13 protein-coding genes and 1 pseudogene are annotated in these 23,106 nt (G+C 68.7%); 7 read left to right on the forward strand and 7 right to left on the reverse strand.

Annotated features, from left to right (window positions below):
* Positions 1-29: 29 nt before the first annotated feature.
* The 4 genes from ACAH41_RS27805 (at position 30) to ACAH41_RS27820 (ending at position 9,105) form a co-directional block, all read left to right on the forward strand.
* Positions 30-3,263: a hypothetical protein gene (locus ACAH41_RS27805; protein WP_325655190.1), complete on the forward strand. Its 3,234-nt coding sequence runs from the start codon at positions 30-32 to the stop codon at positions 3,261-3,263.
* Entirely contained in the window at positions 3,260-4,969 is a 1,710-nt protein-coding gene (locus ACAH41_RS27810; RefSeq protein WP_325655188.1) for an SWIM zinc finger family protein, read from the forward strand. Before ACAH41_RS27805 ends, ACAH41_RS27810 begins: the two co-directional genes overlap by 4 nt.
* Positions 4,970-5,246: 277 nt before the next feature.
* On the forward strand, positions 5,247-7,172 hold the full coding sequence (locus tag ACAH41_RS27815) for a reverse transcriptase family protein (RefSeq protein ID WP_325655187.1): 1,926 nt from the start codon (positions 5,247-5,249) through the stop codon (positions 7,170-7,172).
* A 97-nt stretch (positions 7,173-7,269) separates the two neighbouring features.
* Positions 7,270-9,105 carry an ATP-binding protein gene (locus ACAH41_RS27820; RefSeq protein WP_325655186.1) on the forward strand — a complete coding sequence of 612 codons (1,836 nt, stop codon included), beginning with the start codon at positions 7,270-7,272 and terminating at the stop codon, positions 9,103-9,105.
* A 10-nt stretch (positions 9,106-9,115) separates the two neighbouring features.
* Here ACAH41_RS27820 and ACAH41_RS27825 read toward each other — a convergent pair whose 3' ends face one another.
* From ACAH41_RS27825 to ACAH41_RS27845, 5 genes and pseudogenes are all read right to left on the reverse strand, one after another.
* Complete coding sequence (locus tag ACAH41_RS27825) at positions 9,116-9,955, reverse strand: metal-dependent hydrolase (RefSeq protein ID WP_325655184.1); 840 nt, start codon at positions 9,953-9,955, stop codon at positions 9,116-9,118.
* A 26-nt stretch (positions 9,956-9,981) separates the two neighbouring features.
* Entirely contained in the window at positions 9,982-10,206 is a 225-nt protein-coding gene (locus tag ACAH41_RS27830) for a SlyX family protein (RefSeq protein ID WP_325655182.1), read from the reverse strand.
* 208 nt (positions 10,207-10,414) lie between these two features.
* Positions 10,415-10,633: a glycine zipper 2TM domain-containing protein gene (locus tag ACAH41_RS27835; RefSeq protein ID WP_325655180.1), complete on the reverse strand. Its 219-nt coding sequence runs from the start codon at positions 10,631-10,633 to the stop codon at positions 10,415-10,417.
* Between the two features lie 301 nt (positions 10,634-10,934).
* Positions 10,935-11,747 carry a PIG-L family deacetylase gene (locus ACAH41_RS27840; RefSeq protein WP_325655178.1) on the reverse strand — a complete coding sequence of 271 codons (813 nt, stop codon included), beginning with the start codon at positions 11,745-11,747 and terminating at the stop codon, positions 10,935-10,937.
* Positions 11,748-11,785: 38 nt separating this feature from the next.
* Positions 11,786-11,905, reverse strand: a pseudogene (locus ACAH41_RS27845) (acyl-CoA dehydrogenase); the annotation flags it as partial.
* Between the two features lie 482 nt (positions 11,906-12,387).
* Here ACAH41_RS27845 and ACAH41_RS27850 point away from each other — a divergent pair.
* A complete protein-coding gene (locus ACAH41_RS27850) occupies positions 12,388-13,572 on the forward strand; it encodes an AI-2E family transporter (RefSeq protein ID WP_325655176.1) in 1,185 nt (394 codons plus the stop codon).
* A 200-nt stretch (positions 13,573-13,772) separates the two neighbouring features.
* Here ACAH41_RS27850 and purL read toward each other — a convergent pair whose 3' ends face one another.
* Complete coding sequence (purL, locus tag ACAH41_RS27855; RefSeq protein WP_370538700.1) at positions 13,773-17,810, reverse strand: phosphoribosylformylglycinamidine synthase; 4,038 nt, start codon at positions 17,808-17,810, stop codon at positions 13,773-13,775.
* Between the two features lie 156 nt (positions 17,811-17,966).
* Between purL and map the strand changes: the two genes are divergently transcribed.
* Positions 17,967-18,770: a type I methionyl aminopeptidase gene (gene map, locus ACAH41_RS27860; protein WP_325655663.1), complete on the forward strand. Its 804-nt coding sequence runs from the start codon at positions 17,967-17,969 to the stop codon at positions 18,768-18,770.
* An 8-nt stretch (positions 18,771-18,778) separates the two neighbouring features.
* Positions 18,779-21,415, forward strand: a complete 2,637-nt coding sequence (locus tag ACAH41_RS27865; protein WP_325655664.1) for a [protein-PII] uridylyltransferase — start codon at positions 18,779-18,781, stop codon at positions 21,413-21,415.
* Positions 21,416-21,454: 39 nt separating this feature from the next.
* Here ACAH41_RS27865 and ACAH41_RS27870 read toward each other — a convergent pair whose 3' ends face one another.
* Positions 21,455-22,897 (reverse strand): PPC domain-containing protein, encoded by a 1,443-nt coding sequence (locus ACAH41_RS27870; protein ID WP_325655665.1) that lies wholly within the window; start codon positions 22,895-22,897, stop codon positions 21,455-21,457.
* Between the last annotated feature and the right edge of the window lie 209 nt (positions 22,898-23,106).

Raw genomic sequence — 23,106 nt, forward strand, 5'->3', positions numbered from 1 at the left:
CGCCCGGCCCGAGGGGAGGAGCCGGTGCCATGAGAAGAATTGCATTTGCCACGCTGTACCGTGCGCAACCGCGTGAGCGGCAGTGCGTGATCGAGGTCGTCGAGTTGGACCTGCCGGCGCAGTCTGCAAGCCGATACGTGGTGACGCTGCGCCAGGGCTTGCTCAAGGGCGGCGTGGTGCTGGACCCTCAGGAGTCTTCGCTGACCGCGAGGCCCTGCACGCTGGACGAGGCCCAGCGTCGCGCGATTGACTTCATTCAACGCCGGCTCGCCGCAGCCGAACGGCTGCAACAGCACGAGGGCCTGCCCGGCCTCGCCACTGCCGAACCGCCTGCGCCATCGAACGCCGCTGCCGTAAAGGCGCCGGCCAGTGACGCCGTGCCGCCCAGCATCGCTGCGCTGGTGGCCCGCTTCGCTCCCGAGCGCTGGCAACTGCTGCCGGCATCGCAGTGGTCCCGCGCCGTGTGGCGCGTCGCCGAATGCAGCGATGCTGCCGGTGGTGCGGGCCAGCGTGCGCTGGTGGCGCTGGTGCCGCGCCTGGTCGAACTGCTGGAGAGCGGCGACGACCTGCTGGACCTGTGCATTGCCGTGGCCGTCGCCCGGCTGGGCGACGGCGGTGCCGCGGTGGCGATGCAGGCGCTGGCAGGCCGAGGCCGCAGCCCGGCCACGCGGCGCACGGCGCACCAGGCCTGGCTGATGCTGCAAACGCCCGAGGCCCTGCGCGCGCATGCCGAGGGCCTGCTGCCCGAGTGGCAGGCCGAGGTCGAAAGCAGCGAGCGCAGCGTGGCGCAAGTCGCTGCGCTGCAGGACCGCGTGACGGCCCGCGGGCCGGGTTGGGTGCCGCTGCTGGGCGACTGGTATGACCTGGCGCTGGTGCGCCCGGCGGCGCGGGCCAGCCTGCTCGCATTGCTGGCCGAGTTGCCGCTGCAGCCCGGCCCGTTCCAGGCACTGCGCTACCTGTACAAGGCAGCCGAGATTCGCCGCGATGCGCCGGTGCTGGGCCTGCTGCATGCACGCTTCGAGAACACTCGCGCCTATTTCAACCGCCCGGCCTACAGCGGCAACGGCTTCACCGATCCGGCCACAAAGCGCTGGGTCAAGACCCCCATTGCCAAAGAACTGAGCCGGCCCCAGCCGCGCCTGGCCTACAGCGACGCAACACGCGATTACCTGCGCCTGCGCGGCTGGCGCACGCTGCGGCGGCTGGCGGCCATCGGTCACTCGCACGCACCCGAGTTGGCGGTGCAACTGCTGCTTGGGTTGGCGGACGATGCGTTGCCAGCGGCGCGCGTGGAAGCCCGCTGGGATCGCGTCGAAGGCCGGTACCAGCGGCATGACCGGCAGTACCACCCTGCCGCCTACTGGCTGCTGGTGCCCAAGCTGCTGCTGGCGCAAGCGCCGGGGGTGCATGTGAGCGCCCGCGGCAAGCGCTGGTGGACCGACCAGCCGCTGGACACCAGCGCCGCGCTGCCCCAACGCAGCGAGGGCCTGCAGGACATGTGGAACGCCCACCCTGAAGCGCTGCTCGCATTGGCGCTGCAAAGCCGCAGCGCGCTGGTGCATGCGGTGGTGGCGAGGGCGCTGCAGGACCACGCCGGGTTCGTTGCGCAGCAACCGGTGGCCGTGCTGAAGGAGCTGCTGCAAAGCGCGCATGCGCCGACTGCCCGCGTCGGCTTCGAAGCCGTGCGTGCCCGCGTGTTGGCCAGCAGTGCGCTACAGGACCAGGTGCCGTGGCTGCTGCTGCTCGTGCAGAGCAGCGACGGCGCGGCCCGCGAGTTCGCCTTCGTGCACATCGCCTCGGACCCGGCCGGCTTTGCGGCGCATGCCGAACTGGTGGTGGCACTGCTGCTGTCGGCCCACGAACGCACACGGCGCCAGGGCCAGGGCCTGGCCTTGATCGCCTCGGCGCCGGCCCTGGTCAACGAACTGCAAGGCGCGCTGCTGGCCGCCGATGCCGATGCCCCGGGCCTGCGCGACGGCCTGGTGCTGGTGGAACAGTTGCTGCGCGGCCCGCTGGCCGAGGCTGCGGCGCAAGCGCCGACCGAAGCACTGCTGTGCCTGCTCGACCATGCCGACGCCGGCGTGCTGCACCTGGCCGTCGTGTGGCTGCTGCTGCATGCCCATGGCGCCGCGTTGGTGGCGCCGGCCACGCTGGCGCGGCTGCTGGTGGACGAGGACCCTTACCGCCGCGCCTCGGGTGTGCGGCTGCTCGCGGCACTGCCTGACGAGGTGCTGCGCACGCAGGCCGAGCTGCTGAGCGACCTGGCCGTGAGCCCGCATGCGGGCATTCGCGAAGCCTTGGCGCCGGCCTTGCTGCGGCTGGCGGACGACCCGGCTTTCGCCTCGGCCCTGGCCGCTCGACTGCATGCCTCGCTGTTCACCAGCGAGACCGGCGACGGCCAACACGAGGACGCGCTGCGCTGGCTCACCACCACGCTGCAGACCCATGCGCCTGCGCGCGACGCCTCGGGCGCCTGGCGCGCATTGCATGCGCAAAGCGCGGGCGCGCAGCTTTACGGCGCCTGGGCATTGGCATCTCTGCCCAGCACCGAGTTCAGCCTCAAGCAACAGGCCACGCTGGCCCGCCATGCGGACGCGGCTGTGCGCGCCTGGGCGATGGCCGCAATCGACCGCACGCTGCCGGCGGTGCCCAGCCCGGAACAGTCTGCCCAGCTCCTGCCGCTGGCCGACACGCTGTTCGACGACGCCCGCGCCTATGCCCACCAGTTGTTCGCCGAGCGCCTGCCGGATGCAGCGCTGACGCCCGAGCTGCTGATCGCCTGGGTCGACCACCCGCAGCCCTGGGTGCAGGCGCTGGGCCGCAGCCGCCTCGTGCGCCGCATGGCCGCCGGCGAGGCCAGCCTGTGCCTCACCCGGCTGAGCCAGCACCCGAGCGCCAGCGTGCAGCTCTTTGTCACGCAATGGCTGCTGGAACTGCCGCGGGACGACGACGCCCAGCTCGCGGCGCGCCTGCGCGAATTGACGCCCTACTTCCTCACCGTGCTGAGCCAGGTGAACCGCAGCCGCGTCGCCAAGTCCCGCATCACCGCCTTCCTGCGTAAGGCGAGCGACGCGCCGCAAGCCGCTGCAGTGGTGGCCGAGATCTTTGCGCGCCAGGTGGTGACCTGCAGCCTGACCGACAAGCCGCAATACATCGCCGGGCTGCGCGACATTGCCGCGCACCATCCGCAGATCGCCCTGCCCTTCATCGCCTGGGCGCCGCCACCGGTGCGCAGCGCGGCCAACGCCACGGAGGGCGCATGAAGTTCCAGTACCGCTACTACGGCAGCACCTCGGTCGATGCCAGCGACACCACGCAGGCCTTCAGCCTCGCGCCGGACACGCTGCGCCCGCCCACCAGCTTCCAGGGCGAGCTGCGCCGCAGCGGCGGCGTGCACCTGGCGTTCCGCGAAGCTCTGTCGGCGCTGCATTCGGTGGTGGTGAGCGACCAGCGCTACCGCGGCCGCGACCCCTCGGCCTACAAGACCTGGCTGGAGGCCAACGAGAACACGCTGCTCACGCAGTACATGCAGCAAGCGCAAACGCTACGTGCCGAGGCGAGTGCCGTCACCAGCGAGCTGAAGACCCTGCGCAACCAGAAGGACACGCTGCTGCGCCCCTTCTACATAGCCAGGCAGAAATACTTCAACTGGCTCTACCTGGCCAACCGCGACGCCTGGTACGTGTTGGACCCGGTGATCACCGTACACCCCGAGCGCCTGCTGTTCGAGGCCTTCAGCCAGGACGAGTCCAGCTACTGCGCGGTGAGCGTCAGCCACAACGTGTTCAGTCGCACTGCCGAGATGGCCTGCGGCACGACCAACATCGACTACTCCATCGGCCTGTTCGACGAGTTCCAGAAGATTCGCGACTACAAGGCCACGAGCTTCCAGGTGGACCCGGCCGGCTTCAGCGTGGCCACCGGCAGCGACCCGGCCTTCCGCGAAGAAAAGATCGACCTGCCCGACAGCTGGGTGCGCGGCTTCCTGCAGGTCTCCAGCGCGATGACGCTGCCGGCCACCGTGCTGGAGCTGCACCCGATGGACCTGCACAACCTGTGCGCCACCTTGCGCCAGCACAAGGAACGCGCCGGCCCCCGCTCGCTGCGCTTCGAGCTGTCGCCGGGCCAGCCGGCCCGCCTGGTGTTCGAGCCCTGGGGCATCGAACTCACGGCGCGGCGCAGCGCCATCGTCGGCACGCCGCTCAGCGAGCCACGCAGCATCCGCCTGTGGGGCCGGCGCCGGCTGCTCACGCTGGAGCGGCTGATCGCGCTCGCCACCCGCGTGCGGGTGCACCTGCTGGGCACCGGCATGCCGAGCTTCTGGGTCATCGAGATGGGCGAGATCAGCGTCACGCTGGGGCTTTCGGGCTGGACGGCCAACGACTGGTCCGCCGCCGGCCGCTTCAACCTGCTGGCACCGCGCCACACCGTGAGCGCGGCCACCAAGCAGGCCGTGGCCGCGGCGCTGCAGCGCGACTGGGTGGCCACGCCAGCCGAACTCGCCGCCCGCACTGCGCTGCCCGAAGCGGACGTGAGCGCCGCGCTTGCGCTGTGGGTGCAGGCCGGCCGCGCGGTGTACGACCTGCCGGGCCAGCGCTACGCCTGGCGCGAACTGTCGCGCGAACCTTTGCCGCTGGAAACGCTGCGCTTTGCCAGCCCCGAGGAAGACGCGGCGCTGAAGCTGGTGCAGGCGCGTGGCGGTGTCACGCTGAAGGACATCGGCGCCAGTGGCGACGGGCAGCTGCGCATCACGGGCACGGTGAAGGACGGCAAACGCGAGTTCTCGCCATCGCTGCTGCTGAATGCCGACGAACAGCTGCGCGACGCGCAATGCGGCTGCAACTTCTTCCAGCAGAACAAGCTGCGCCGCGGGCCGTGTGCGCACATGCTGGCGCTGCGTCAGGTGGCACAACCGAAGTTGAATGAAACCAGAACACAGCGCGCCGTGACGGCTGGAGAAGCGGCATGAGCACTGATAGACTTCTTGCGGGTGCAGCGCGTTGGCTCTTGCAATCCGGGCGATGTTTCGTCGCCCTTGCCAACCGCCTGTTCATGCGTCACGGGTGCCGTCTTCACTGTGCCGCGCTCGCGCCCTGTGCGCAATTGCGGTTGGGCTTGTCTCAAGCCAATTGGCGCACAGGGCGCGGCGCGGCGTCGAGTGGACAGCCCCCGTCCTCGGAGCCCCTCGGGCTCTTCGATGAGAAACGCGCTGCACCCACCCTTCCCGTTCCTGGAGCGATGGCAGCATGAGCGGCGAGCGTCAACCGACCCGCGCCGAGCTGATCGCGCGCATTGCCGCGTCCAGCAAGGACGCCGTGGTGCTGAAGGAAATGCAGCGCTCGGGCTTCTGGCCGAAAGATGCCGCCGCCCCGACCGTCGAAGCCGCGCTGATCCAGCGCGAAGCCGAGCTGGTGCAGGTGCTGAACAAGCTGCAGGCCGAACTGCGCGAGAAGGGCGACCCGCAGGCCGCGCTGAAGGCCATGCGCCAGCAACGCATGGCCGAGGCCAAGGAACGCCGCGAGGCCACCGCGCAGAAGCTCGAACGTGAACGCTACGAACGCGCGCTGCAGTGGCGCGAGCGCAGTCGGCATGAGATCGGCTACCTGGGCCAGGGCGTGTCGGCCGGCTTGCAGCCGCGCCCGGACAACGCAGGCTCGCACGAGAAGCTGCAGCGCCAGGGCCTGCCATTGCTGGACACGCCACAGGCACTGGCCGATGCGATGGGCGTGCCGGTGGCCGAGCTGCGTTTCCTGGCCTTCCACCGCGAGGTGGCGCGCACGCAGCACTACCGCCGCTTCTCGCTGCCGAAGAAAACGGGCGGCGTGCGCACGATCAGCGCGCCGATGCCGCGGCTCAAGCGCGCGCAGTACTGGGTGCTGGACAACGTGCTGGCCAAGGTGACTGTGCATGCGGCTGCGCACGGTTTCCTGCCGGGCAGGTCCATCGTCAGCAATGCCGCGCCGCATGCGGGCCAAGCGGTGGTCATCAACCTGGACCTGAAGGATTTTTTCCCCAGCGTCGCCTACCCGCGCATCAAGGGCGTGTTCCGCGCGCTGGGCTACAGCGAGGCCACGGCCACGCTGCTGGCCCTGCTGTGCAGCGAAAACGTGTGCGACGAACTGCAGGTCGACGGCGAGCGCTTCTTCGTGGGCCGCACCGCGCGCGAACGTGTGCTGCCGCAAGGCGCACCCACCAGCCCGATGCTGACCAACATCCTGTGCCGCAGGCTGGACAAGCGGCTGCAGGGCATTGCCACCAAGCTCGGCTTCACCTACACCCGCTATGCCGACGACCTGAGCTTCTCGGCCTCGGGCGAGGCCGCCAGCCTGACCGGGCGCCTGCTGCGCCAGGTGCACCACATCCTGAAGGCCGAAGGCTTCACGCCGCACCCTGACAAGCAGCATGTGATGCATGCTGGCCGCCGCCAGGAGGTGACAGGGGTTGTGGTCAACAAACAGCCCGCCGTCTCTCGCGAGCAGCGCCGTGCGTTGCGCGCCGCGCTGCACCGCGCAACGCACCAAGGCGTTGAGGCCGCCACCTGGCAAGGCGAACCCGCCGCCCGCAATGTGCTGCTCGGCTACGCCCAGTTCGTCACGATGGTGAATGCCAGGCACGGCGCGCCGCTGCTGGCGCAGGCCAAGGCGCTGCCTTCGGCGGCCTCCGCGCCTTCGGCGATGACGAAGGCCGTGCCGTCAGGCCAGTTCCGCCGGCACGCCGCTGAAGGCAAGGCCCCGCCGCGCGCCAATGGCGCTTGGTGGCAGCCGGCGCCAAAGCCCGAGCCGGTGCTGCTGAAGACGGCGGGGCAGATCAAGGCCGAACGGCAGGCCCGCCTGGCTGAGGTGCGCGCCGAGCGCCAGGCCGCGAAGGTCACGGCGACCCAGGCCGCAACCCCTCGCCGCTTGCCGCGCACTGCCACGCCGCCTTCCGCAGCCGCAGCCAGTGACCTGCAGCAGGAGACCCACGCCCCGCTGCTGCCTCGCATGCGCTGGGAGATCGCTGCAGCCCAGGTGGCGATGCTGATCTACCTGTCGGTGCGTCTCAAGAGCCCGGGCCTCTTCATGATCGGCTCGCTGTGGCTGGGCTGGCGCGTGATGCGGCGCAAGTTCGGCTGGACGGGCTACTTCGTGGCGATGCTGGTCATCGGGGTCGCGGCGCTCATGCTGCGGCTGTAACACGGCGACCGGGCTCGGCGGCGGGGCTGCGACAAAGCGTGCACAAGTTCGCCCCGACCCGGTCTTTTGCTCACTCGCTGCCCCGACAATGCGCGCCATGTTTGCGGAAGCCCCCCGTTCGCCGCCCTCCTCTTTCCTGCCTGACCTGGACCGCCTCGGCGATGAGGCGACCGACCTGGCGCTGCGCCGCGAGGCCATCCGTTTCACGATGGGGTTCGTCTGGCACAGCGTGCCGCTGATGGGACTGGTCGTGGCCATGCTGCTGTGGCTGGTGCGCCACCGGCCGGAGGCCTGGGCGCTGGCCGGGCTGGTGGCGCTGCTGGCACTGGTCAGCTGCAGCGGGCGGGTGCTGCTGCAGCGCGCGAGCCGCCAGGCGGAGCTGCAGGAGCCGGTCGAGCTGCGCCGTTTCGAGCGCCGCATGGCCTGGTACCACGGGCTCTGCTGCGCGGCGTGGATCATTGCCACGCCGGGCGTCTATCAGTTCCTTGATTCCGAGGGGCGCGCGGTCTACACCGTGCTGCTGATCGGCTCGGCTTCGCTGTCGGGCTTCTACATGGCCATGGCCGCGCGCTGGGGCGAAGCGGTGCTGCTCTCGGTGCTGGTGCCGCTGGTGATCCAGACGCTGCTGCCCGACACTCGTTCATGGCCGATGGCACTGGTCGCGCTGGCTTTCCTGGCCGGGCTGTGGCGAGTGCTGCATGCCGTGCGGCGAACCACGGTACTGGCCATCCGCCGGGGCTTCCAGGCCAATGTGCACAACCAGACGCTGCGCGAAGCAATGGCCCAGGCCGAGGAAGCGGCAGCCGCGAAGTCGCGCTTCCTGGCGACCATGAGCCATGAGATCCGCACGCCGATGAACGGCGTGCTGGGCGCGCTGAGCCTGCTGGGCGGCGCGCCGCTGGCGCCCGAAAACGCCAAGCTGCTGGAGGTGGCCCGGCAGTCCAGCGAAAGCCTGCTGGACGTGCTGAACGATGTGCTGGACTACTCCAAGATCGAAGCCGGCCACCTGGACCTGCACGACAACCCGGCCCAGCTGGCGCAGCTGGCCGGCGGCGTGCACACCTTGTTTGCCGCCAGTGCAGATGCGAAAGGCCTGCCGCTGAAGCTGGTGATGGCCCAGGGCCTGCCGGGCTGGATCAGCGTGGACGAACACCGGCTGCGCCAGGTGCTGATGAACCTGGTGGCCAATGCGCTGAAGTTCACGCCTGCGGGCGGCGTCACGCTGCGGTTGCGGCCGGCGGGCATGAGCGGCGGCCAGCCGCTGATCCGCTTCGAGGTGGAGGACACCGGCATCGGCATTCCGGCCGAGCGCATGTCGCAGCTGTTCCAGCCGTTCCAGCAGGTGGACCAGGGCCACCAGCGCGCGTTTGGCGGCAGCGGCCTGGGCCTGGCCATTTCGCAGCGGCTGGTGGAGCGCATGGGCAGCCGCATCGACGTGCGCAGCGTGCCCGGCCAGGGCAGCTGCTTCGGCTTCACGCTGCGCCTGCCGCTGGCCCATGCGCCAGCCGCGCTGCCGGTGGCGCCGGTGGCGGCGGCCGCTTCGTCGCTCAGCGGGCGTGTGCTGGTGGCGGAAGACAACGCGGTGAACCTGATGATCGCCGCGCAGCTGCTGCGCGACATGGGGCTCACGGTGCTCGAAGCGCGCGACGGCGAAGAGGCGTTGGAGACCCTGCGCAGCGCCGCGGTCGACTTGGTGCTGATGGATGGCCAGATGCCGGTGATGGACGGCTACGCCGCCACGCGGGCCTGGCGCGCCCACGAGCAGGCCAACCGCATGCCGCGCCGGCCCATCGTGGCACTCACGGCCAATGCGCTGCCGGAGGACGTGCGCATGGCGCTGGACGCCGGCATGGACGACCACCTCGCCAAGCCCTACGGCCCGGGCGAACTGAAGGCGCTGCTGGCGCAGTGGCTGCCGCCCACGCCGGCCTGAGTTCAGGTTTTCAAGCCGCCTCGCGATGTTGCGGCGGGTTGACCGGTACCGCCCAGTTGGCGTGTTGTGCCAGCCACTCGTGGGCCAGCTCGTCGTCCTGCTGCGAAGGGTGGAAGTCGGTGCGCAGGTAGCGACGCCACGGGCCGAACAGCTCGCGCACCATGCCACCCTGGCCAAACAGGAAACGCGCGCCGCTGGACCAGGTGGACCAGCGCCAGAGGCTGCGGTCGTGCCAGAGGTTGTTCACCGTCTGGCGCAGCAGGTCGGTGGTGAAGTGCCAGGTGACGATGTAGAACAGCCGGCGCCGCCAGCGCACGTCGCCGCCCAGCGCGTAGTACAGGTCGAAGGCCGTGCAGCGGTGTTCGGACTCTTCGCTGGCATGCCAGCGCCACAGCAGCTGCAGCCGCTCCTCGGTGCCGGCCAGCGGCGCGTCGAGGCTCAGCAGGTGCTCGGCCATGATGGCGGTGAAATGCTCGGTGGCGGCAGTCAGCCCCAGCCAGACCCGAGGCTCCATGCCTTCGAGCCGCTTCAGGCGGTGGCGGATGCGCCCTTCCCAGTGGTTCACCAGGCCTTGCTGCTGCAGGTGCTGGTTGAACAGCTGGTGGATGCGCCGGTGTGTGGCCTCCTGCCCAATGAAACCCCTGGCCTCGGCCTCGTGGCGCTCGCGTTGTTCGGGTGGCAGCGCCTGCAGCCCGAGCTTCACCGAGTCGATGAAAAACTGCTCGCCCAGCGGGAAACTCATTGACAGCGCATTGAAGAACGCCGTTCGGAAGGCGTCTCCCCCGTTCCAGTGCCGCGTCAGCGGCGTCTCGAGGTCGATCAGCAATCGACGGATGACGAGATCGGTCACGACGGCTCCTTTCGGCGGGCTTGGACTCAATAGTGCGGCGGCAAATCGTCCCTGAGACTGCGGAACTCCCCGTTGCCGCTTTGCGTGGGCACCTGCTGGCGCAGCTGGCGCAGTTCGTTGATCAGCAGGTCGAGCTGCTGCTGCTGGCGCACGATGACCTCGTTGAGCTGTTCAACCAGGTCTTCGGTGAAGCTGGCCTTGATTTCCAGCGCCACGAGGCGTTGTTCGACTTGTTCTGGATCTGCAGGCATGAAGGTAAAGGATAGGCCGGCACAACGGATCGGGACAATCCCCGCCGTTGAATGGGCATGCACTCTACCAATCCCGGGTTGCCCTGCTCGTAGGGTGCGGCCCGGCGCGATGCTTTGAGCCTTCCCGGAGATCCCGTTGGAAAGACGCATTGCACCGGCCGGGCCGCAGCGGGTTGCATCAAGTCAACCCGCGAACTCGAAGCAGGAATTACTTCTTGCTGTTTTCGTTGCCGATCACGCCGCCGATGACGCCACCGGCGACAGCGCCGCCGGTCGTGCCGCCGGTGATGACCGACCCTGCAATCGCGCCGAGACCGGCGCCGACTGCCGTGTCACGGGTCTGGTTGGACATGCCGGCGCAAGCCGTCAGCGAGATCAGGGAGGCGCTCAGGGCGGCCATGGCGGCCAGACGGAGGGATGAAGACATGGTGTGAACTCCTTTGGGGTTGGCGGCACTGCGATGCCTGGATCAGGCGCCGACCCATGTGCCGAGGTCAGTGAAGCTGAGTCTGGACCTGCTCAAGCGTCTCTCTCATCGGCCATGGCCTTCTCCGGGTGTCAGACCAGGACGACGCGCTGCCAGGCGGGTCTTCCGGACGTGGCTCGGCCTGGGCGGCACGGCACCTCGCTTGCTCAGGGTTCGACGACCGCGGGCGCGCAGGTCCGAGGTCTTGTTTCGGACCCGGCTGGCCAGCGAAGCCGTCGCGGGTCGGGGCCATGTCGCGCCTTCAGCAGAAGAAGAATTCGGCGTGCCGGCCGGCGCGCGCAATGACCTGTTCGCCCAGTACCGGCAACTCGTCGCCAGGCCGGGGCGTGAGCTGGCTGCTGTGCGCGGCCAGCGCCTGGAGCTTGGCGGCGCGCGGCGCGATGCCCAGCGGCAAGGCGTGCAGGCGCTGCCATGGCACCCGAGCATCGTCCGGCCTGGCCCAGTGCCACATCCACACCGGCGTCGCGGCGAAGCGGCAGCCGAGCTGGCGCGCCGCGGCCTCGGCAGCGCGACCGCAGGCTTCGTGGTCCGGATGCCCATCCTGCGACCAAGTGCTGAGCACCAGGTCCGGCACCGGCGACGCGCGCAGCAGCGCCGCGAGCCGCACCTGCAACGCGCCTTCGTGTCGCGCAATCTGCCCGTCCGGCAAACCCAGCCGAACGACCGCGGCTGGCGACAGGCCCAGCATCGCCAGGCCAGCGTCGCTCTCGGACCGGCGCACGGGGCCCAGCACTTCGGCCGGCCATGGGTCGCGGCCGCCGTGGCTGGCTTCGCCGTCGCTCACGGCAATCACGAGGCTGTCACCTCCCTGCTCGGCATGGCGCGCCAGCAGGCCGCCGCAGGCCAGCACTTCATCGTCCGGATGCGGTGCCACCACCACCAGCCGGCAGTTGGCGGGCAACCAGGTGGCCAGGTCCAGCGCCGGCAGCCTGGCCATGCCGGGCCAGTCCAGCCAAGTGGCTTCATCGGTGCCTTCGCCGCGGGCGGCGCGGTCGGGCAAGCGAGGATCGGAAACGACCGGGGGCGCAATGTCGGAGAAGGTTTGCAGGTCCATGTCACAGGCTCCAGGGTTCGGTGGCTGGCGTGAGCAGGTTTTTCGCCGAGCGCCGCCAGGTCGCGTTCGGCATGGCTTTGGCGGATGAAGACGGGCAGGTCGGCCGCCAGGCGGGCGAAGTGCGCGCCGTGGCAGAACGGGCCAGCGCCGAGCGCGCGGCCCAGGCGGCAATGCCAGCGGCGCCGTGCCAGAGGATGGCCGGCGCGTCGGTGTGATCCTCGTGGAGCTTGGCGGCCACATGGGCCCGCGCGCTGACGGCGAAGTGGGGGCCATTGGCCAGGGGCGGCGCGCTCAGGCGGGCGTCCAGGTGAGCCTCTTCGTTGTGCGCAGGCACGATGACGGCAAGCAAGAGCTTCTCCAGCAACTGACCGGCGGCCAGACCTCGCGAGTATCAAAGCCCGCCTGGCTCGCCTGCGTCGGCCGCGGGCGGGCCTCTGCGTAGGCTGGGCCCTACTACTGCTGCGGCGAAAGCACTGCGGCGGCCGTCATCGGACTGAACCTACAAGCGGGGCGCGGTCCGGCCGACTTGAAACCGAACCGCAGGGGCGTAGGCTCGTCAACGTCGCGTGGTCAGCCCACCGGCTGCATTGGCAGCGCCCTTTCCCGGCCGCTGCCAGCCTGTTGTTCGTCGGAGGATCACTTGCTACAACAACCTGCTGCGGAACTTGAACCGGCCGCCTTGTCAGTGCCGGCGCCCGCCCACGTCGATGTGCAGGTGGCACCGCCGCGCTGGCGCCCCACCGGTCCTTCCGCGGCGCTGACCATCATGGCCACGCTGTTGTGCATCTACACGCTGCACTGGGCGGCGGCGGTCTGCATCCCGGTGCTGTTCAGCGTGATCTTCAACTACGCGCTTTCGCCGGTGGTGACGCGGCTGGCAAAGTGGCGGCTGCCGCGCTGGCTGGGTGCCGCGCTGGTCGTTTCGTCCATCATCAGCGGGCTGGGCTGGACCGGCTACGCGCTGGCTGACGATGCTTCGCAATTGATGGAGTCGCTGCCCGAAGCTGCGCAGAAGCTGCGCCAGACGCTGAAGGCCCGCCACAGCAACCAGCCAGGCGCGCTGGAGCGGGTGCAGAAGGCCGCGGCGCAACTGGAGCAGGCCGCCGACGAAAACGCCCTCACCGCCAGCGCCACCAACACCAAGGGCGTGCTGATGGTGCAGGCGGTCAAGCCCAAGTTCAACATCAAGGACTATGTGTGGACCGGCACGCTGGGCCTGCTCGGCCTGGGCGGCCAGGCCGCGGCCGTCTGCCTGCTGACCTATTTCCTGCTTGCCTCGGGCACCAACTTCCGCCGCAAGATGGTCCGCCTCGCCGGGCCGACGCTGACGCACAAGAAGGTCACCGTGCAGGCGCTGGACGAGGTGGTGCGACAGGTGCGGCGCTACCTGATGGTGCAACTCGTGCTGAGCGCCATCGTCGGTCTCACCACCGGCCTGGCGTTCTGGGCCACAGGGCTGCAGCACGCAGCGGTGTGGGGCCTGGTCGCCGCCGTCTGCAACCTGGTGCCTTACGTGGGCACCGTGGTGGTCACCGGCGGCGCGGCGCTGGTCGCGCTGATGCAGTTGGGCACGCTGGAATCCGCGCTGCTGATCGCCGGCCTGTCACTCGGCATCCGCTTCATCACCGGCCAGTTGCTCACCCCCTGGCTCACCAGCCGCACCAGCCGACTGAACCCCGTGGCCGTCTTCATCGGCATCCTGTTCTGGGGCTGGCTCTGGGGCGTGTGGGGCATGCTGCTCGGCGTGCCCATCCTGATGATCGTGAAGGTCTTCTGCGACTCGGTGAAGGCGCTGCAGCCGGCGGGGGAATTGCTGGGGAATTGAGGCTGGGTGCCCCTGGGCCCTTCGACAGGCTCAGGGAGAACGGATATAGAGGCACCCCTCACCGTTCAGCCACCACTCACCCATCGGCCCCCCATCCCCGTTCGGGCTGAGCTTGTCGAAGCCAGCGCCCTCGGCCAAGCTCAAAGCGAGCTGGCGAAGAGTCCTTCGACAGGCTCAGGACGAACGGGAAAAGAGATTTCTCAGCCGACCCACTTCCGCGCATTGCGGAACATTCGCGTCCACGGGCTGAGTTCGTCCACTGACCCGCTGGTCCAGCTCATCAGCACATTGCGGAACACGCGCTCGGGGTGCGGCATCAGCACGGTGAAGCGGCCATCGGCCGTGGTGACGGAGGTCAAACCGTCGGGGCTGCCGTTGGGGTTCAGCGGGTAGACCTCAGTCGGCTGGCCGTTGCCATCCACCCAGCGCATCGCGCGCTTCACGTTGGCTGCATTGCCACGCTGTGAGAAGTCGGCAAAGCCTTCGCCATGGGCAACGGCGATGGGCATGCGGCTGCCGGCCATGCCCTGGAAGAAGATGGACGGGCTTTCCAGCACCTCGACCATCGCCAGCCGGCCTTCGAACTGTTCGCTCTTGTTGCGGGTGAACTTCGGCCAGTCCTGTGCGCCAGGAATGATGGGCGACAGCGCGGCCATCATCTGGCAGCCGTTGCAGATGCCTAAAGCAAAGGTGTCCTGCCGACCGAAGAAGGCCTCGAAGTCTTCGGCCAGCTTGGGATTGAACATGACCGAGCGGGCCCAGCCTTCGCCGGCGCCCAGCGTGTCGCCGTAGCTGAAGCCACCGCAGGCGACAAAGCCCTTGAAGTCGGCCAGCTTGGCGCGGCCGCTTTGCAGGTCGCTCATGTGCACGTCGTGCGCGTCGAAGCCGGCCAGGTTGAAGACGTAGCTGGTCTCGACGTGGCTGTTGACGCCCTGCTCGCGCAGGATGGCGATCTTCGGACGGGTGCCGCTCTTCAGGATGTACGGCGCCGCCACGTCTTCCTTGGCATCGAAGGTCAACGCGAGATGCAGGCCCGCGTCGCCGCTGCCGGCCAGCGCATGTTCGCTGTCGGCGCAGACGGGGTTGTCGCGCTGGCGGGCAATGCGCCAGCTGACGTCGTCCCACTGCTGCTGCAGCTCGGCCAGCGGCGCGCTGAACTGGCTCTTGGCATCGCGCCAGACTTCGATCACGCCCTTGTCGTTGGTCTTGCCGACGACGTGGCTGAGCTTCGAGAGGCCATGCGCGCGCAGCGTGCCCAGCACCGCGTCACGGTCGATGGTCTTCACCTGGATCAGCGCGCCCAGCTCCTCGTTGAACAGCGCCTTCAGCGTCAGTTCCTCGCGGCGGCCGCTGACCTGGCTGGCCCAGTTCTTGGAGTCGCCCATTTCGGCGCGGCTGTCGGAAATGCCGTCGCCTTCGGTGACCAGCATGTCCACGTTCAGGCTCACGCCGCGGCGGCCGGCAAAGGCCATTTCGCAAGCCGCTGCCCACAGGCCGCCGTCGGAGCGGTCGTGGTAAGCCAGCAGCTTGGCGTCGCTGCGCAGCGCGTTGATGGCGGCGACCAGGTTCTTCAGCAGTTCGGGGTCGTCCAGGTCCGGCACGCTGTCGCCGAAGCGCTGCAGCGTCTGCGCCAGGATTGAGCCGGCCATGCGGGCCTTGCCCTGGCCGAGGTCGACCAGGATCAGCGTGGTGTCGCCGTCCTGCAGCTGCGGGGTCAGCGTGCCGCGCACGTCTTCCAGCGAGGCGAAGGCAGTGACGATCAGCGAGACGGGCGCGACGACCTGCCTGGTCTGGTCATCGTCCTGCCAGCGGGTGCGCATCGACAGGCTGTCCTTGCCGACGGGCACGCTGATGCCCAGCGCCGGGCACAGTTCCATGCCGACGGCCTTGACGGTTTCGTACAGCGCGGCGTCTTCACCCGGCTCGCCGCAAGCGGCCATCCAGTTGCAGCTGAGCTTGACGCGACTCAGCTCGAACGGCGCAGCAAGCAGGTTGGTGATGGCTTCGGCCACGGCCATGCGGCCGGAGGCCGGTGCGTCCAGCGCAGCCAGCGGCGTGCGCTCGCCCATGCTCATGGCTTCGCCGCGGAAGCCCTTGTAGTCGGCCAGCGTCACGGCGCAGTCTGCCACCGGCACTTGCCACGGGCCGACCATCTGGTCGCGGTGGTTCATGCCGCCCACGGTGCGGTCCCCAATGGTGACCAGGAAACGCTTGCTGGCGACTGTCGGGTGGCGCAGCACGTCGCGTGCGGCCTTGTCCAGCGGCACGCCGGTCAGGTCCAGTGCAGGCAGCTGGCGGACCACGCTTTTCACGTCGCGTTGCATCTTCGGCGGTTTGCCCAGCAGCACGTCCATCGGCATGTCGATCACGCGCTCGCCGCCGGGGCCGTCTTCGAGGATCAGCTCGGGCTCGTCAGTCGCCACGCCGACGATGGCGTACGGGCAGCGCTCGCGCTCGCACATCTGCTCGAACAAGCCCAGCTTGGCCGGGTCGATGGCCAGCGTGTAGCGCTCCTGGCTCTCGTTGCACCAGATTTCCTTGGGCGCCAGGCCGGACTCTTCCAGCGGCACCTTGCGCATGTCGAAGCGAGCGCCCTTGCCGGCACCGTCCACCAGCTCGGGGAAGGCGTTGGAGATGCCACCGGCGCCCACGTCGTGGATCGCGACGACGGGGTTGTCGGCGCCCAGGCTCCAGCAGTGGTTGATGACCTCCTGCGCGCGGCGCTGGATCTCGGGGTTGCCACGCTGCACCGAGTCGAAGTCCAGCGACGCGGTGTTGGTGCCGGCCGCCATCGAACTGGCAGCGCCGCCGCCCATGCCGATGCGCATGCCCGGGCCGCCCAGCTGCACCAGCAGCGTGCCGGCGGCAAACGGCAGCTTCTTGGTCTGGCCGTCCGAGATCATGCCCAGGCCGCCGGCGATCATGATGGGCTTGTGGTAACCGCGGCGGATGGCTTTTTCCGTACCGTCTGCACCCTCGCCCACGGTTTGCTCGTAGACGCGGAAATAGCCGCCCAGCGCTGGCCGGCCGAACTCGTTGTTGAACGCCGCGCCGCCCAGCGGGCCTTCGGTCATGATCTGCAGCGGGCTGGCGATGTGTTCCGGCTTGCCGTAGGGCGTTTGCTCCCACGGTTCGCTGGTGCCGGGCAGGTTCAGGTTGGAGACGGAAAAGCCGGTGAGGCCGGCCTTGGGGCGGGCGCCGCGGCCGGTGGCACCTTCGTCGCGGATCTCGCCGCCGGCGCCGGTGGAGGCGCCAGGGAACGGCGAGATGGCGGTCGGATGGTTGTGCGTCTCGACCTTCATCAGCACATGCGCGGTTTCCTCGCGTGCACCGTACTTCGGCGCATCGGTGAAACCCGCAGTTGAGGATTCAGGCAGCCAGCGCTCGACCGGGCCGCCTTCCATCACCGCGGCGTTGTCGTTGTACGCAATGATGGTGTGCTGCGAGTTCAGCTTTTCGGTGTTGCGGATCATGCCGAACATCGACAGCGGCTGCTGCTCACCGTCGATGATGAACTCGGCGTTGAAGATCTTGTGGCGGCAGTGCTCGCTGTTGGCCTGCGCGAACATCATCAGCTCGACGTCGCTGGGGTTGCGCTTGAGCGCGGTGAAGGCCTTGACCAGGTAGTCGATCTCGTCGTCCGACAGCGCCAGGCCGAACTCGCTGTTGGCCTTGATCAGCGCCGTGCGGCCCTGGCCGATCACGTCCACATGGGCCAGCGGCTCGGCGGCCTTGTCGTCGAACAGGTGCTGCGAGGCTTCCCGCTCGAAGACCACGCTTTCGGTCATGCGGTCGTGCAGCAGCAGTGCGCAGGCGGCGCGCTCTTCGGCGGTCAGCGGCTTGTTGCCTCCGGTCAGCGTGCTCATCAGCCCGCTTTTCAGCACCAGCCGGAATTCGGTCACGCGCTCGACGCGGTGGATCGGCAGGCCACAGTTGTGGGCGATGTCGGTCGCCTTGGAGGCCCAGGGCGACACGGTGCCCAGGCGCGGCATCACGACGATCAGCTCGCCCTCGGCCGGCGCTTCATAGGCGTCGCCGTAGCTCAGCAGCTCGGCCAGCTTCTGGCGCACTTCAGCCGCCAGTGGCGCGTCGCTCCAGGCCCAGTGCACATGGCGGGCTGACACCCCAGCGATGCGGGGGCATGCGGCCTGCAGGGCCGGCAGCAGGGCGGCGGCGCGAAACGCGGAAAGGGCGTTGCCGCCCTCGAAGTGCATCAGGTGCTTGGAAGCTGTGGACATGGGGTTCCGTCGGTTGGCGGCGGTGCGGGCACGCGTTGGGAGCGTGGAAACCTGGTGACAAAGTCCGCGGCAGGAATGCCCACCGTCGGCTTACTTGGTTCCCCGGTCGCGCCCGTGGAAACCCGGCATTTTACGATGCGATGGGATAATCAGTGGATGACGATCACCCTGAAATCCGCAGCCGACATCGAAGGCATGCGCGTCGCAGGCCGCCTGGCCTCGGAAGTGCTGGACATGCTGACCCCGCACGTCAAGCCCGGGATCACGACCGAAGCGCTGGACAAGCTGGCCCACGACCACATCGTGAACGTGCAGGGTGGCATTCCCGCGCCGCTGAACTACCAGCCGCCGGGCTACACGCCCTACCCGAAGTCGGTCTGCACCTCGATCAACCACCAGGTCTGCCACGGCATTCCCAACGACAGGCCACTGAAGAACGGCGACATCGTCAACATCGACGTCACCGTCATCAAGGACGGCTGGCATGGCGACACCAGCCGCATGTTCGTCGTCGGTGAAGGCTCCATCGCCGCAAAGCGCCTGTGCGCGCTGACCTACGAAGCCATGTGGAAAGGCATCGTCAAGGTCAAGCCAGGCGCTCGCCTGGGCGACATCGGCCATTCGATCCAGACCTTCACCGAGAACCAGGGCTTTTCCATCGTTCGCGAGTTCTGCGGCCACGGCATCGGCCTGAAGTTCCACGAGGAGCCACAGGTGCTGCACTACGGCCGCCCGGGCACGCTGGAAGAGCTGGTGCCGGGCATGGTGTTCACCATCGAGCCGATGGTCAACGCCGGCCGGCGCGAGATCAAGGAAGCCGGCGACGGTTGGACCATCGTCACCAAGGACCGCTCGCTGTCGGCGCAGTGGGAACACACCATCGTCGTCACCGACACCGGCTATGAAGTGCTGACGGTTTCTGCTGGCAGCCCGCCGCCGCCGGCCTTCGTCAACGGCTGAACAAGCGGATGTCTGCAGTCCTAGAGTCCGTCATCCAGCCTCCGATCCCGCCGCAGGCCGCCGTGCCGGTGGCCGAGTTGCGCCGCCGCTTCAAGGACGGCAAGGCTGCCTTGCTGAACCACTTCCGCGAGGCCAGGCCCACGGTCACCAGCGCGGCGCGACTGGCGCGGGCACTGGCCCGGCATGTGGACGCGACGCTGGCCCAGCTGTGGTTCCAGTCCTGCCTGCCGCAGGGCGCGGTGCTGGTGGCGGTGGGCGGCTACGGGCGCGGTGAGCTGTGTCCGTATTCCGACATTGACGTGCTGGTGCTGCTGCCTGCCGGTGCCGAGGCCGACCCGGTCTGCCAGGCCGGCGTGTCGGATTTGATCACCGGCTGCTGGGACATCGGGCTGGAGATCGGCTCTTCGGTGCGCACGGTGGACGAATGCGTGGCCGAGGCCCGCAACGATGTGACGGTGCAGACGGCGCTGCTGGAAAGCCGCTTCCTGTGCGGCCCGCGGCGCCTGTTCACCCGCTTTCGCCGCGCGACCGACGAGACGATGGACCCGGTGGCCTTCCTGCGCGCCAAGGCGCTGGAAATGCGCCAGCGCCATGTCAAGTACGAGGACACGCCCTACTCGCTGGAGCCCAACTGCAAGGAAAGCCCGGGCGGCCTGCGCGACCTGCAGGTGGTGATGTGGGTGGCACGTGCCGCCGGCCTGGGCAAGACCTGGGGCGAGCTGGCGGCCAAGGGGCTGATGACGCAGTTCGAGGTCAAGCAGCTGCAGCGCCAGGAAGGCACGCTGAAGCTGATCCGCGCCCGGCTGCATCTCGTGGCGGGCCGCCGCGAGGACAGGTTGGTCTTCGACTTGCAGACCGCCGTGGCCGAGAGCTTCGGCTACCACGGCACCGGCAACGAGCGCGCCTCCGAAGTGCTGATGCGGCGCTACTACTGGGCTGCCAAGGCGGTGACCCAGCTGAACCAGATCCTGATGCTGAACATCGAGGAACGCATCATGGGCTCGGAGACGGCGCCGATGCGGCCGATCAACGCCCGCTTCCTCGACCGCGCCGGCTCGCTGGAAGTCGCCCGGGACGACCTCTACCTGGACAACCCGCACGCCATCCTCGAAACCTTCCTGATCTACCAGCAGACGCCCGGCATCAAGGGTCTGTCTGCCCGCACGCTGCGCGCGCTCTACAACGCCCGCAAGGTGATGAACGGCGGCTTCCGGCGCGACCCGGTGAACCGCGCGCTGTTCATGGAGATCCTGCAGCAGCCCGAAGGGCAGACACACGCCTTCCGGCTGATGAACCAGACCTCGGTGCTGGGCCGCTACCTGTGGGTGTTCCGCGCCATCGTCGGCCGCATGCAGCATGACCTGTTCCATGTGTACACGGTGGACCAGCACATCCTGATGGTGCTGCGCAATGTGCGCCGCTTCTTCATTCCCGAACACGCCCACGAGTACCCGTTCTGCGCCCAGCTGGCGGCGAACTGGGACAAGCCCTGGCTGCTGTACATCGCGGCCTTGTTCCACGACGTGGCCAAGGGCCGCGGCGGCGACCATTCCGAGCTGGGCGGCACGGAAGTGCGGCGCTTCTGCCGCGACCACGGCATCGACAAGGCGGACGCCGCGCTGGTCGAATTCCTGGTGCGCGAGCACCTGACGATGAGCCGCGTGGCGCAGAAGGAAGACCTGTCCGACCCGGACGTGATTGCCGCCTTTGCGCGCCACGTGGGCGACGCCCGCCACCTGATCGCGCTCTACCTGCTGACGGTGGCCGACATCCGCGGCACCAGCCCCAAGGTGTGGAACGCCTGGAAGGCCAAGCTGCTGGAAGACCTGTTCCGCCTGACGCTGCGCGCGCTGGGCGGGGCCACGCCGAATGCAGACGCCGAGATCGAGGCCCGCAAGCAGGAGGCTCGCCACCTGCTTGCCCTGCACTCGGCGCTGCCGGGCACCGAGGAGCCGCTGTGGGGCACGCTGGAGGTGAGCTACTTCGCGCGCCACGACGGCTCCGAAGTGGCCTGGCATGCCCGCTCGCTGTGGCGCCACCTGGCGGCGGACAAGCCCATCGTGCGGGCCAGGCCGTCGCCCATCGGCGAAGGCCTGCAGGTGCTGGTGTATGCCCAGGACCGGCCGGACCTGTTCGCCCGCATCTGCGGCTATTTCGACAGCACCGGCTTCTCGATCCAGGACGCCAAGGTGCACACCACGCGCACCGGCTATGCACTGGACACCTTCCAGGTCGTCAACCCGCTGGCCGACGACCAGGGCGCCACCGCCTACCGCGACATGATCTCGCTGGTCGAGACCCAGGCCGCGCTGGCGCTGGCCAGCAGCGGCCCGTTGCCCGAACCCAGCCGTGGGCGGGTCTCTCGCCGGGTGCGCTCGTTCCCGGTCAAGCCGCGCGTGCAGCTGCGGCCGGATGAGCGCGGCCAGCGCTGGCTGCTGTCGGTCAGCGCCAGCGACCGCTCCGGCCTGCTGTACGCGATTGCCCGTGTGCTGGGCGCACACCAGATCAGCCTGCAGCTCGCCAAGGTGTCGACCCTGGGCGAGCGGGTGGAAGACACCTTCCTGATCAGCGGCATGACGCTGGCGCAGCCCAAGGTGCAGCTGCAGATGGAAAGCGAGCTGCTGGACGCCATTGCGCCGGCGTGAGCCGGCAAGCCGTGGCGCGCGAGGCGCCCGGCCCTCGGGTCACTCGCCAGCGGTGCACAGGCGGAAGTCGCCCGAGCCGTCCAGCGCGGTCACGGTCCAGCGAAGCATGCCGGCCGGCGCGGTCTTTGTCGTCACCGTGCCATCGGTCGTCACGCTGGTCGACGAGCCGATCACTTTCCACTGGCCGTCGGCAACCTTCTGCTCCAGGTAGAGGTCGAAGTCCAGCGGGTAGATCTCGTCGTGCACAAAATCGGTCTGCACCGTCATCTTCGCGCCGACCTTGCCGCCGGCCGAGTCGAACTTGAAGCGGGCCGCCTGGCCGCGGTACAGCGTGCCCACATGCTGCGTGGTGCCAGCCGGGCAGGCCGCGCCGGTGTAGCCGCCACCGCCCAGTTCATAGGTGGCAGTGAGGGCGACATCGCTGTAGCTGTCGAAGCTCCTCAGGCCGATGTAGTAGGTGCCGGCCTTGGGCGTGGGGAACACGCAGGTTTCGTTGGCGCCATTGCCAAACACGTCCGAGCTGCAGTCGTATTGCCACCAGCTTGGCACCTCGCCACGGCTGACGTACATCAGCAGGTCGGCCGAGGTGCTGCCGGTGGTCGCCACCGTCAGCTTGCCGGCACCTTCGGGCACGTCGATCTTGTAGTAGTGCATGTCGCTGTCGCCCCAGCTGCCGCTGAGGCCGGTCAGCGGCACGCCGTTGCCCAAGTCGGTCAAGGGCGACGGGGTCGACAGCTGGGCCGTCAGCGCGACGTTCTGGAAATCGGTGTTGCCTGTCACCTTCACGTACCAGGTGCCGACCTTGGGGAAGCCCTGGTCGCAGCTGACGCCACAGCCATTGCTGTCCGGGCTGGGTTCCTGCTGGTACTTCATGGACAGGCTCACGTCGCCGCTGCCGCCTGCATTGCTGACCACCAGGTGCGAGATGCCCTTGGGCACGCTGACCTTGTAGAGCACCGAGCTGCCGGCCGCGCCGGACACCTGCGTGGGCACGCCGGAAGCCAGCTTGATGGCCTTCGGCCCCTGCTGGGTGCCCAGGGTGTAGCTGGCGAGCAACTGCGCATCGGTGTAGCCGCCGATGTAGATGCTGCTCAGCATGGCCGTGTAGCGGCCCGGCTTGGGGTTGTAGAAGGTGCAGACGTCGTTGTTGCCTTCGGCGCCGGTGTAGCAGTCGTAGTGCATCTTGCTGACTGGCTTGCCGGCGGCGGCCATCCACATGTCGGCATCGCCGCTGCCACCGGTCACGCTGACGGTCAGCGAGCCGACGCCTTCGGGCACGTCAATGGTGTAGAAGCGCTTGGTGTCGCCACCGTCGCTGACCGCCATCACCGTGTCGTTGGCAAGCGCGATGGCACCGACCGACGAAGCGGGCGTCTTGTACGGGTCCGACGCTGCGCTGGCGGCAGCGGTGGCCAACAGGCCCCAGGCCAGCCAGGCGGGCCGGGAGAACATGGTGAGGGACGAGGTCCGGGACTGGGACATGGGGATGGGCTCCGAAGGCGGATGAAAGCAAAAACCGACATGCAGGCACGCCGGCAACCAATGCGGCGAAGCATGCCGAGCAGCCAGGCAACGGAGTCCTCGCCGGTCTTGGTTTTTTCTGGTTTTTGCCGGTTTCCCGGGCCAGCGTGGCAAGGATTTGGCAACGGAGGCCTTTTCGAGGGCTTGCCGTGGCCGCGGGCCGGCCTTGG

The organism is Ideonella sp. (genome assembly GCF_041287625.1).
GTDB lineage: Bacteria > Pseudomonadota > Gammaproteobacteria > Burkholderiales > Burkholderiaceae_C > Ideonella.

What these genes read in the sequence shown, in the direction of transcription:
- ACAH41_RS27805 (WP_325655190.1), top strand. Translation starts at nt 30, where the DNA reads ATGAGAAGAATTGCATTTGCCACGCTGTACCGTGCGCAACCGCGTGAG.
- purL (WP_370538700.1), bottom strand. Translation starts at nt 17,810, where the DNA reads ATGTCCACAGCTTCCAAGCACCTGATGCACTTCGAGGGCGGCAACGCC.
- ACAH41_RS27840 (WP_325655178.1), bottom strand. Translation starts at nt 11,747, where the DNA reads ATGGACCTGCAAACCTTCTCCGACATTGCGCCCCCGGTCGTTTCCGAT.
- ACAH41_RS27870 (WP_325655665.1), bottom strand. Translation starts at nt 22,897, where the DNA reads ATGTCCCAGTCCCGGACCTCGTCCCTCACCATGTTCTCCCGGCCCGCC.
- ACAH41_RS27830 (WP_325655182.1), bottom strand. Translation starts at nt 10,206, where the DNA reads ATGCCTGCAGATCCAGAACAAGTCGAACAACGCCTCGTGGCGCTGGAA.
- ACAH41_RS27835 (WP_325655180.1), bottom strand. Translation starts at nt 10,633, where the DNA reads ATGTCTTCATCCCTCCGTCTGGCCGCCATGGCCGCCCTGAGCGCCTCC.
- ACAH41_RS27810 (WP_325655188.1), top strand. Translation starts at nt 3,260, where the DNA reads ATGAAGTTCCAGTACCGCTACTACGGCAGCACCTCGGTCGATGCCAGC.
- ACAH41_RS27815 (WP_325655187.1), top strand. Translation starts at nt 5,247, where the DNA reads ATGAGCGGCGAGCGTCAACCGACCCGCGCCGAGCTGATCGCGCGCATT.
- map (WP_325655663.1), top strand. Translation starts at nt 17,967, where the DNA reads ATGACGATCACCCTGAAATCCGCAGCCGACATCGAAGGCATGCGCGTC.
- ACAH41_RS27820 (WP_325655186.1), top strand. Translation starts at nt 7,270, where the DNA reads ATGTTTGCGGAAGCCCCCCGTTCGCCGCCCTCCTCTTTCCTGCCTGAC.
- ACAH41_RS27865 (WP_325655664.1), top strand. Translation starts at nt 18,779, where the DNA reads ATGTCTGCAGTCCTAGAGTCCGTCATCCAGCCTCCGATCCCGCCGCAG.